The following is an 8,067-nucleotide window of genomic DNA, read 5'->3' as shown; positions in this document are numbered from 1 at the left end:
CGGTTCGGTGTCGACGCTCTGCAAACAGGTGATCGTGACGAGGCGGCGCGGTTCTTCACGACGGCGGCGGAGATCCGGCGGATGCTTCATCGCCGAGAACCTGATCGTGTCGATCTCGCCGAAGAGCTGGCTGTCACGTTGGCTTTCCTCGGCGCAACGGCGACCGAGGACGACGGTCGGAGCGAGATCGCAGAGGAGATACACGCGCTGCTGGGGCCGTTCGACGAACGAGGTGTCCTCACCCCGAAGGGCCGTGGCGTACTCGACTGGATACAAGACTGGTAGCAGCTCACCGGCTCCGGGTATGGAGACCACAGATGGCCTCGTCCCGCTCTGGGTGAGGGTCGGGTGGCCCGGGAAGCGAAGCGACCCCATACTGTCTCCCGGCTGCCCGCTGGCGTGCCCCCTGCTCTTTTTTCGTCTGCCGCTGGCGTGCCCGCTGGCGGTCTCCGGTGGTCACCGGGCCGTGCATCCGGAACGCACTCGGATGGTCGGCGAAGCTGACCGCGGAACGGAACCAGCAGCGCGAATCCATGCCGCTCGGTACGGCGTGGATTCGCCCGACCGGCGACGCTCAGCCTGAACGGCGTACCCACGGCTTACCCTGACGGTTCGCCCTGCTTGCCGTTCCTGCCCTGGGTTCTGTGCGGCGGCGGGGTGCGACGCGCCCGGCGAGCACGGCGCGGCAGCGCCGCGCGCAGCCGGTTGCGGGGCGCGGACCGCCACCGGCTTGATCCTAAAACGGCTAATTCGGCAGTCCACGGGACTTGGCTGACGCCGGGGCTGGGTGTACGTACCGTCGTGTGGGTGGATGTAGCGGCTGCTGAGCGGTTGGCGAGCGAGCTTCTTGCGCCTTTGGGTGACCGGTGGGCTCATGTGCAGGCAGTTGCTGCCCGTGCCCGGGAAGCGGCGGTGGCGGTGGAGCCTGAGGAACGGGACCTGTTGGTCACCGCGGCTTGGCTGCATGACATCGGCTATGCCCCGGCGGTGGGGCTGCTGCGGTTCCATCCGGTGGACGGTGCCCGGTTCTTCCAACAGCGTCCGGACGTCTCCCGTCGGTTGTGCGCGTTGGTGGCGCATCACTCCTGTGCCCGGATCGAAGCCGAGGAACGCGGCCTGTCCGACGTGCTGGCCTCCTGGGAGCTGGAGGAGTCGCCGGTGATGGACGCCCTGGTGTTCGCGGACATGACGACCGGTCCGAAGGGGCAGCGGTTCACCTTCGCCGAACGGGTGGAGGAGATTTTCTCCCGGTACGAGGAGGGTTCGGTGGTGCATCGCTCGATCGCGCGTGCTCGTCCGCTGCTGGGGGCTTCGATCGATCGGACGTTGCACCGTCTGGGGGTGGCTGGTCAGCCGATGTAGGGCGTGGGGCGGCCTTCGAGGTAGTGGCCGATCCGTAGCCGCATGGACGGGTGGATGTTCAGCTTGTCGAGGTCGGCGGGGGCGACGAACTGGACTTCCTTCGTCTCGCTGGACGTGCGTAGGGTGCCGCCGAGCATGCGGGTGGTGAAGCACAGGGAGAACTGCTGGCGGACCTCGCCGTCGTCGTAGGCCAGGACGTGCCGGGGGTTGGTGTACACGCCGATCAGGCCGGTGACCTCGATGTCGATACCGGTTTCCTCTTTGGTTTCCCGGACGGCGGCGTCCGCGATCGACTCGCCGAGGTCCATGCCTCCGCCGGGTAGCGCCCACAGGTCGTTGTCGGTCTTGTGGACCATGAGGATCCGCCCGTCGGGGTCGGTGACGACCGCGGTGACCGAGGGGACGACGCTGTTGGCTTGGGGGGCGTTCGGGTCGTTGAAGTAGTCGATCCGTGCCAAGAGTTATCAGGCTCCTTCGGTGGTGGCCCAGACGCGCTCGAACCCGGCGGCGTAGTGGTCGAACAGGCTGCCTCCGGCGGTCTGGCGCAGGTGCAGCACGGGAGAGTGCGCGGCCGGGGCGCCGTAGACGTGGGTGTTCACAAGCATCTCGTTGTCGAACCGGTAGATCGAGTTGTACAGGGTCGTGCTGTGGAGCCGTAGATCGATGCCGGGGACGTCGCGCAGGCCGGACAGGTAGGTGAGGGTCATCCGGGCGCGGGCGGCGAGGTTGTCACCGATGCCTTCCTCAGCGCCGCGCAGAGCTACCGCGTCGGACGTGGGGTCGCCGAGCACGTAGCGGATCTTCACGCCGTTGGCGGCCTTCGCGCGCAGGAGTGGGACGAGATCGGCGTGTCCGTCGGGAAGGAACAGGCCGGCGATCACGAGGATGTCCACGGTGTCCTGGGCGTGGTTGAGCAGCGCCCGCCACATCTCACCGGGGACGGTGCCACGGTTGGGGTAGATCCGTACGACCTCGGGGACGAGTTCGGTCGGCAGGGGCCGGGCGGGTGCATCCTGGCCATCCAGCCGCCGGGCGTCCGGTTTTTCGGCAAGCCCGAGCGGGGTCCGGGGGATCCCGAGACCGTTGGCGAGACGCTCGAACAGTTCCAGGCTGGTGACCCGTCGGCGGCCACTCTGGATCTCGCTGACGTGGGACTGCGGGATCTCACAGGCGCCCGCGATCTGGGTCTGTGTCGCGCCGGTGTACTTCCGGTAGATGGCCAGGACGACGGCCATGTCCCGGCCGCTGATCGCTTCGGCCATGTCGGGCCGCTCCCACAGCCCTTCGGGTGCGGGGGGTAGCGGACGGCGTCCGGTTCCCATGGGGGCCTCCCGATGGCCTGCACGCAAACGGTACGAACGCTCATCGAACGACACGACTATACGGCCAGTGGATAGATCGTGGGGTGTTCGGCGTATACGGCCTGGGACTTTCGGCGACATCCGCGCGCTCGGCACAGTCGTTCGCAGCCGGCCCGGTCCCGCGTTGAGAGACCTTGCCCGCGGGACCGGGCCGGCATCCAACCGACGATGCGGACGGGACGGTGAAGCCGGTGACGGTGACCAGCAGCAGGATGAGAAACGGTGCGGAGGACAGCGGTATGGACACCCGGACGCCGCTGTTGTGGGGTGTCGTGCGGTTCGAGCCGGGAGCGGAACGCCGCGTCCGCGACACAATGATCACATTTGATTCGGCGGCGTCGGCGGACCTGTTCGCCATCGAGAACGGCTGGCACGACTACCAGGTCACGCCGCTGTTCTTCTTCGTGGAGAACGTCTCCCAGCAGGTGGGGAGTCGTCGCCAGCTCGAGGCAGCACTCGCGCGTGCCGCGCGGCGGCCCGGGCCGCGGTGACCACCGACGCCGACGACGCGGACCGTCCCTCCGACGACGCGCAGTCGCCGAACGGCGGAGAGTCGCTGTTCCTTGCTGGCGCGGGGGAGTGGGTTGTCACGCTTACGCCGTCCATGCGGCCGGCGGAACTGATCCGGATGTTGCGGACGCTTCCGGAGACCGCCGAGTTCGTCGAGTCGTTCGGCGACGTCGACCTACTTCTGATCTTCCAGTTAGCGCAACGATATGCAGGCGGCTCGGTATAGCCTGTGCTGCATCGGAGGGCCCGGGGTAGTGACAGTACCCCGGGCCCTCTTCGAGAGATCAGCGAAGCTACTTGCTCTTCTTCGCCTTGCTGCTCTTGGTCACCCGTTCGACAACAGTTGTCTTCGGGTGCCGGACGGCCGTCTTTGCCGTCACGAACCGGCCAGTGACCGCGCTCCGGGCGCGGGTGCTTGCGCTCTTCGAAGCCATTGGATCTTCACCTCCTCCCATACTCGACGCTCTGTCACCATCTTGCAGATCATCGACGTCGCAACCTGCTGGTGGCTTATGCGTATGGATCTACAAGATGTTGTGGTCACGATAGATCCTCGTACCAACTTCTGGCAAATGTCCGGCGCGTCGAAAGTTTTTGATCTTTGATCGTGTTGCGGGCGGCACGGAAGTAGATCGTTAATGCTGATGGTCGCAGCGGGTGCGGCGCGGCCGTGGGGAAGGGCTGGAACCATGCGGGGAGGACTCCGTGAGGTTCCAGCCCTTCCGCATTTCACAGGCCGCACGTGCTGAGGTGCCGCTCGATGAGGGCGAGACGCTGATCCATCCGCCGGAGATGGCCTTCGATCGCGTCGAGGCGTGCCACGACCCAGCGGTCCGCCGGGGACGCGGTCCGGTCGGTGTCGTCGTCCGCCTGGTCGCCGAGCAGGACCCGGATCAGATGGTCGTCCGGCCAGTCCAGCGCGCGGGCCACCGCGGACAGGGTGGTGTTCTGGACCCGCCGGGAGTGCCGGCCGTGCTGGAGCTGTCGCAGGGTGGCCACGGACACCCCGGACGCGGTCGCGAGGGCCTGTTGTCCGATGCGGCGGGCGGCCATGCGGGCGTTGAGCGCGTCGGCGACGGCCTGCCAGTTCTCACCCTCAACCCGGCCGCGTGCCGTGTACGGCGGGACACCGTCCTTGTTTGTCACCTGTCAAAAATAACTGTGGGGCAAACGGGTGTCGACATTCCAACCGGCCGGGGTATGGATTTCATACGGTGTGGATATACATAGGCGTGATATCGCTTGGCAAGCGGTTCCTGAGCGCCTCATTGTGGATGCTGTCCGGGACGCGGCGTCCCGCCGGAACCCGGACCTGATCCCTGTGGAGGTGGGTGACGGTGGCGCTGCCGCGACGGATTCCGGTGCGGTTCGAGGACGTGTTCCCGCACGGCGCGTTCGTGCTCGGAGTGGAGGCCGCTCGCGACTTCGTGAAGGCGCAGGCGGGTGAGGCCGACGTCCAGGAGCGTGACAAGGACACCGGAGAGCTGCTGTGGACGGTACGGGTCATGGACCCCGACCCGACCACGCGTGCCGGCTCGGCGGAAGTGAAGGTGAAGATGGCGGCGGCGGTGATGCCGGTGGCGCCGGAACCGTTGGCGGGCACGATGCTGCGGCCGGTGGAGTTCATCGGGTTGACGGTGATGCCGTGGGTGAACAGCAACGGGTCGCGGGCGGTGCAGGCGTTCGCCTACCGGGCGACGGGCCTGCGTGCCCCGCGGGCGATCACGGGGAAGGCGGCGGCATGAAGCTCCCGGCCCACGCCCCGGCTGACAGCGGTGAACCGGGCTCGTCGTTGCATCTGGGGCTTTACGTCGGCGGGGACTGGACAGTGTCGTGTCACCGCTACCCGGACCGGGCACCGATTCTCGGGATCGACACCCGTACGGCGTACCTCACACTGTCGGTCCGGGATCGGACGGTGACCGCGGGGCATCTGGAGTTCGCTCACGCGCTGGTCCAGGCCGCCAATGACTATCTGTTGGAATGCGAGCGGCTGATGCTGGAGGCCGCCGACGCAGGCCCGGACGAGGGGCCCGCGGCCGCGGCATGACCGCCTCCGGCGGATTTCCTGCCCGCCGGATTCTTTTCCTCTGATTCTTCTTTCTGCAAGGTGGATGTGATCTGTCATGGCAAAAATCAACGGGTCGCGGCCGTTTCCCGAGATGCCGACCCGTAATCCGAAGGTCGACGTGCCGCTGTGGGCACTGCTCGTCGGGCTGGCGGGCAAGATTCTGTGGCATCTGCTGCGGTGGCTGGCCCGCCGGCCGGTGACCGTCGCCGTGGTCGCCACCATTATGATGATCAATCACAGGTATGGGATGACAGGTCTTGGTATGGCCTCGGGCGGACTGGTCCTCGTCGCCGCGGTGTGGTGGCGGCTGCACCGCCGATCGTTCTCCTGGCTGGCCTGGTGGGTGATCGGCCGGCTGCGGCTGGGGTTGGTCTATCGGCGACGGTGGCGGCCGGTCCTGGTTCACACAGGGCTGGCGATCCGGGAGCCGACCTCGACCGGGGACCGGGTGGCGTTCGCCGAGACCTTCCCCCGCATCCGACGGATCCGCTGCACCCGCTGGGCTGATCGGCTGCGCGTCGAACTGCTCTACGGGCAGACGCCGCAGCAGTGGGCGGAACAGGCCGAAGCGTTGCGGCAGGCGTTCTGCGCCCAGGGCTGCCGGGTACGGGCCGACCGGCGGGTCGGGTTCGTCTGGGTGGAGTTCATCCGCCGGGATCCACTGGCCCTCCCGATCCTCCCGGCCGACCTTGACGGCGACGGTGACGGTGACCGCTCCGACCACGGGGACAGCGACCCGGTGGACGTGGACGCGGTCACCGTCGGACGACGCGAGGACGGCGACCCGTGGCGGTTGCCGGTGCGTGGCACTCATGTGCTGGTCGCCGGGGCCACCGGGTCGGGGAAGGGCTCGGTCCTCTGGTCGGTCATCCGCGGCCTGGCGCCGGCGGTGCGCGCCGGGCTGGTGGAACTGTGGGTGTGCGACCCGAAGGGCGGGATGGAACTGGCCTTCGGCGAGGCGCTGTTCACCCGGTTCGCCGTCGACACGGCCGGCATCGCCGACCTTCTCGACGACGCGGTCACGGAGATGCAGAACCGGGCGGCCGAACTCCGCGGGGTCTCCCGGCTGCACGCGCCCACCGTCGGTGAGCCGCTGATCGTCGTGCTGGTCGACGAGATCGCATCCCTGACCGCGTATGTCACCGACCGGGAGTTGAAGAAGCGGATCGGCGCGTCCCTGCCGCTGCTGCTCTCGCAGGGCCGGGCACCCGGGGTGGTCGTGGTGGCGGCGGTGCAGGACCCGCGCAAGGAGGTGCTGTCCTTCCGGGACCTGTTCCCGGTGCGGGTGGCGCTGCGGATGACCGAACCCGATCAGGCGGATCTCGTGCTGGGGGACGGTGCCCACGACCGGGGCGCGGTCGCCGAGCAGATCCCCGCCCATCTTCAGGGAGTCGGCTACGTGCTGGCGGACGGACAGAGCGACCCGGTGCGGGTCCGGGCGTCCTGGGTCGACGATGCGGAGATCGCCCGGATCGCCGCGGCCTACCGGAAGCCGATCGTCGGTCGGGTCGTCGGCATCGACCCGTCCACCGGTGACGGTTGGACCCCGGACGCGACCGGTTGGGCGGCATGACAGGTCCGCAACGGCTGGCCGTGGTGTTCGTGCTGCCGCTCTGCGCCTGGTGCCAGCATCTGCTGGCCGCGCACTGGTCGGCTGAGGGCTGCCAGGTCCCCGCCGGCAGAGGCCGGATATGCGGCTGCCGGGAGCCGCCACCCGATCATCCCGACCGTCCCCATTCCGATCCTGATGATCAGGAGGATTGCGCAGCATGACCGACGGTCAGGCCATCCCGCTTCCCCTCAACTTCGTTGAGGACCGGCCCGGGTCGCGGGCGGCCCGGATGCGGATGCCGCTGGCCCGCCACGTCGTCGAAGCCGTCGCGGCGGAGAACGGGGTGTGCGTTCGGCCGCTGGCGATGCGGAGGATCAACCTGACCACCGGGGAAACCGAGATCGTCCCGGTGGCCTGCCGGTCCACCCTCGCCAGCAAGTGCCCGCCGTGCGCGGAATACGCCCGCAAGCTGCGGATGGCGCAGTGCGCCGCCGGCTGGCACCTCGACGACGAGCCGTTGCCCGACCCGGACCCGCCCGGTGACGAAGCGAAGATCCTCGTCCAACTGCGGGCGGACCTGGAGGCCGTCCGCACCGACGCGGCGACACGGCATGACGGCGGCCAGGTCACCGAGGCTGACATGCTGATCAGTCAGGTGGATGAACGGCTCGCGGACCTCGGCGTTCGGGGCAAGGCGGCTCCGGACGCCCGGGACCGGCCCCGGCGCACCCGGTCGACAAAACGGCGTCAGGACGCCCCCGACCTGCCCCGGCTGCCCGTCGACCGGCGCACGGTGGGCCGGACGTTCACCGCCCCGGACGGTACGGTCTGGCGGCCGTCGATGTTTCTGACGTTGACCTGCGATTCCTACGGGCGGGTGACATCGGAGGGCACACCTGTCGATCCGGACAGCTACGACTACCGACGGGCGGCCCGGGACGCGATCCACTTTCCGAAGCTGCTGGACCGGTTCTGGCAGAACCTGCGCCGCGCGGTCGGCTGGGACGTGCAGTACTTCGCCTGCCTGGAGCCGCAACGGCGCCTCGCCCCGCACCTGCACGCGGCCATGCGCGGCACGATCCCGCGGGTGCTACTGCGACAGGTGGCGGCGGCGACCTACCACCAGGTGTGGTGGCCACGCTGTGACCAGCCGGTCTACAGCTCGGACCGGCTGCCCGTCTGGGACGATCAGGCTGGCGGCTACCTCGACC

General features: G+C 68.5%; 12 protein-coding genes. 8 read left to right on the top strand and 4 right to left on the bottom strand.

Annotation, left to right across the window (positions count from 1 at the left end; all coding sequences use genetic code 11):
- Both NBW84_RS20030 and NBW84_RS20025 read left to right on the top strand, forming a co-directional pair.
- On the top strand, positions 1 to 285 hold a 285-nt coding region (locus NBW84_RS20030), incomplete at its 5' end, for a hypothetical protein (RefSeq protein ID WP_250286388.1).
- Between the two features lie 522 nt (positions 286 to 807).
- Positions 808 to 1,362 (top strand): HD domain-containing protein, encoded by a 555-nt coding sequence (locus NBW84_RS20025; RefSeq protein ID WP_445548783.1) that lies wholly within the window; start codon positions 808 to 810, stop codon positions 1,360 to 1,362.
- Here the strand turns inward: NBW84_RS20025 and NBW84_RS20020 are convergent.
- Together NBW84_RS20020 and NBW84_RS20015 are read right to left on the bottom strand one after the other, a co-directional pair.
- The gene (locus tag NBW84_RS20020; protein WP_250286384.1) at positions 1,350 to 1,820 is read right to left on the bottom strand and encodes an NUDIX hydrolase; all 471 of its coding nucleotides are present in this window, start codon (positions 1,818 to 1,820) and stop codon (positions 1,350 to 1,352) included. The two genes, NBW84_RS20025 and NBW84_RS20020, sit on opposite strands and share 13 nt — an antisense overlap.
- Positions 1,821 to 1,826: 6 nt before the next feature.
- Positions 1,827 to 2,684 (bottom strand): helix-turn-helix domain-containing protein, encoded by an 858-nt coding sequence (locus NBW84_RS20015; protein ID WP_250286383.1) that lies wholly within the window; start codon positions 2,682 to 2,684, stop codon positions 1,827 to 1,829.
- 278 nt (positions 2,685 to 2,962) lie between these two features.
- Here NBW84_RS20015 and NBW84_RS20010 point away from each other — a divergent pair, with 278 nt between their 5' ends.
- Positions 2,963 to 3,214 carry a hypothetical protein gene (locus NBW84_RS20010; protein ID WP_250286382.1) on the top strand — a complete coding sequence of 84 codons (252 nt, stop codon included), beginning with the start codon at positions 2,963 to 2,965 and terminating at the stop codon, positions 3,212 to 3,214.
- Positions 3,211 to 3,459, top strand: coding sequence for a hypothetical protein (locus tag NBW84_RS20005; RefSeq protein ID WP_250286381.1), 249 nt, complete (start codon positions 3,211 to 3,213; stop codon positions 3,457 to 3,459). The genes NBW84_RS20010 and NBW84_RS20005 overlap by 4 nt, the downstream gene beginning before the upstream one ends.
- 67 nt (positions 3,460 to 3,526) lie before the next feature.
- On the opposite strand, the gene NBW84_RS20000 is transcribed toward NBW84_RS20005, so the two are convergent.
- The gene (locus NBW84_RS20000; protein ID WP_250286379.1) at positions 3,527 to 3,667 is read right to left on the bottom strand and encodes a hypothetical protein; all 141 of its coding nucleotides are present in this window, start codon (positions 3,665 to 3,667) and stop codon (positions 3,527 to 3,529) included.
- Positions 3,668 to 3,962: 295 nt separating this feature from the next.
- A complete protein-coding gene (locus NBW84_RS19995) occupies positions 3,963 to 4,379 on the bottom strand; it encodes a helix-turn-helix domain-containing protein (protein WP_250286377.1) in 417 nt (138 codons plus the stop codon).
- 191 nt (positions 4,380 to 4,570) lie between these two features.
- Between NBW84_RS19995 and NBW84_RS19990 the strand changes: the two genes are divergently transcribed.
- The 4 genes from NBW84_RS19990 to NBW84_RS19975 form a co-directional block, all read left to right on the top strand.
- Complete coding sequence (locus NBW84_RS19990; protein WP_250286376.1) at positions 4,571 to 4,978, top strand: plasmid replication, integration and excision activator; 408 nt, start codon at positions 4,571 to 4,573, stop codon at positions 4,976 to 4,978.
- The gene (locus NBW84_RS19985; RefSeq protein WP_250286375.1) at positions 4,975 to 5,283 is read left to right on the top strand and encodes a hypothetical protein; all 309 of its coding nucleotides are present in this window, start codon (positions 4,975 to 4,977) and stop codon (positions 5,281 to 5,283) included. Before NBW84_RS19990 ends, NBW84_RS19985 begins: the two co-directional genes overlap by 4 nt.
- A 76-nt stretch (positions 5,284 to 5,359) precedes the next feature.
- Entirely contained in the window at positions 5,360 to 6,877 is a 1,518-nt protein-coding gene (locus NBW84_RS19980) for an FtsK/SpoIIIE domain-containing protein (protein ID WP_250286374.1), read from the top strand.
- Positions 6,878 to 7,073: 196 nt separating this feature from the next.
- Positions 7,074 to 8,067: replication initiator (locus NBW84_RS19975; RefSeq protein ID WP_445548782.1), on the top strand; the 994-nt coding region annotated here is incomplete at its 3' end.

This window comes from Protofrankia sp. CiP1_Cm_nod2 (assembly GCF_920664355.1).
Taxonomy (GTDB): Bacteria; Actinomycetota; Actinomycetes; order Frankiales; family Frankiaceae; genus Protofrankia.
Note: the sequence above shows the minus strand (reverse complement) of the source record. Positions and strands in the feature narration are given on the sequence as shown.

Coding starts and splice junctions, on each gene's coding strand:
- NBW84_RS20015 (WP_250286383.1), bottom strand. CDS start 2,684: ATGGGAACCGGACGCCGTCCGCTACCCCCCGCACCCGAAGGGCTGTGG.
- NBW84_RS20010 (WP_250286382.1), top strand. CDS start 2,963: ATGGACACCCGGACGCCGCTGTTGTGGGGTGTCGTGCGGTTCGAGCCG.
- NBW84_RS20000 (WP_250286379.1), bottom strand. CDS start 3,667: ATGGCTTCGAAGAGCGCAAGCACCCGCGCCCGGAGCGCGGTCACTGGC.
- NBW84_RS19980 (WP_250286374.1), top strand. CDS start 5,360: ATGGCAAAAATCAACGGGTCGCGGCCGTTTCCCGAGATGCCGACCCGT.
- NBW84_RS19985 (WP_250286375.1), top strand. CDS start 4,975: ATGAAGCTCCCGGCCCACGCCCCGGCTGACAGCGGTGAACCGGGCTCG.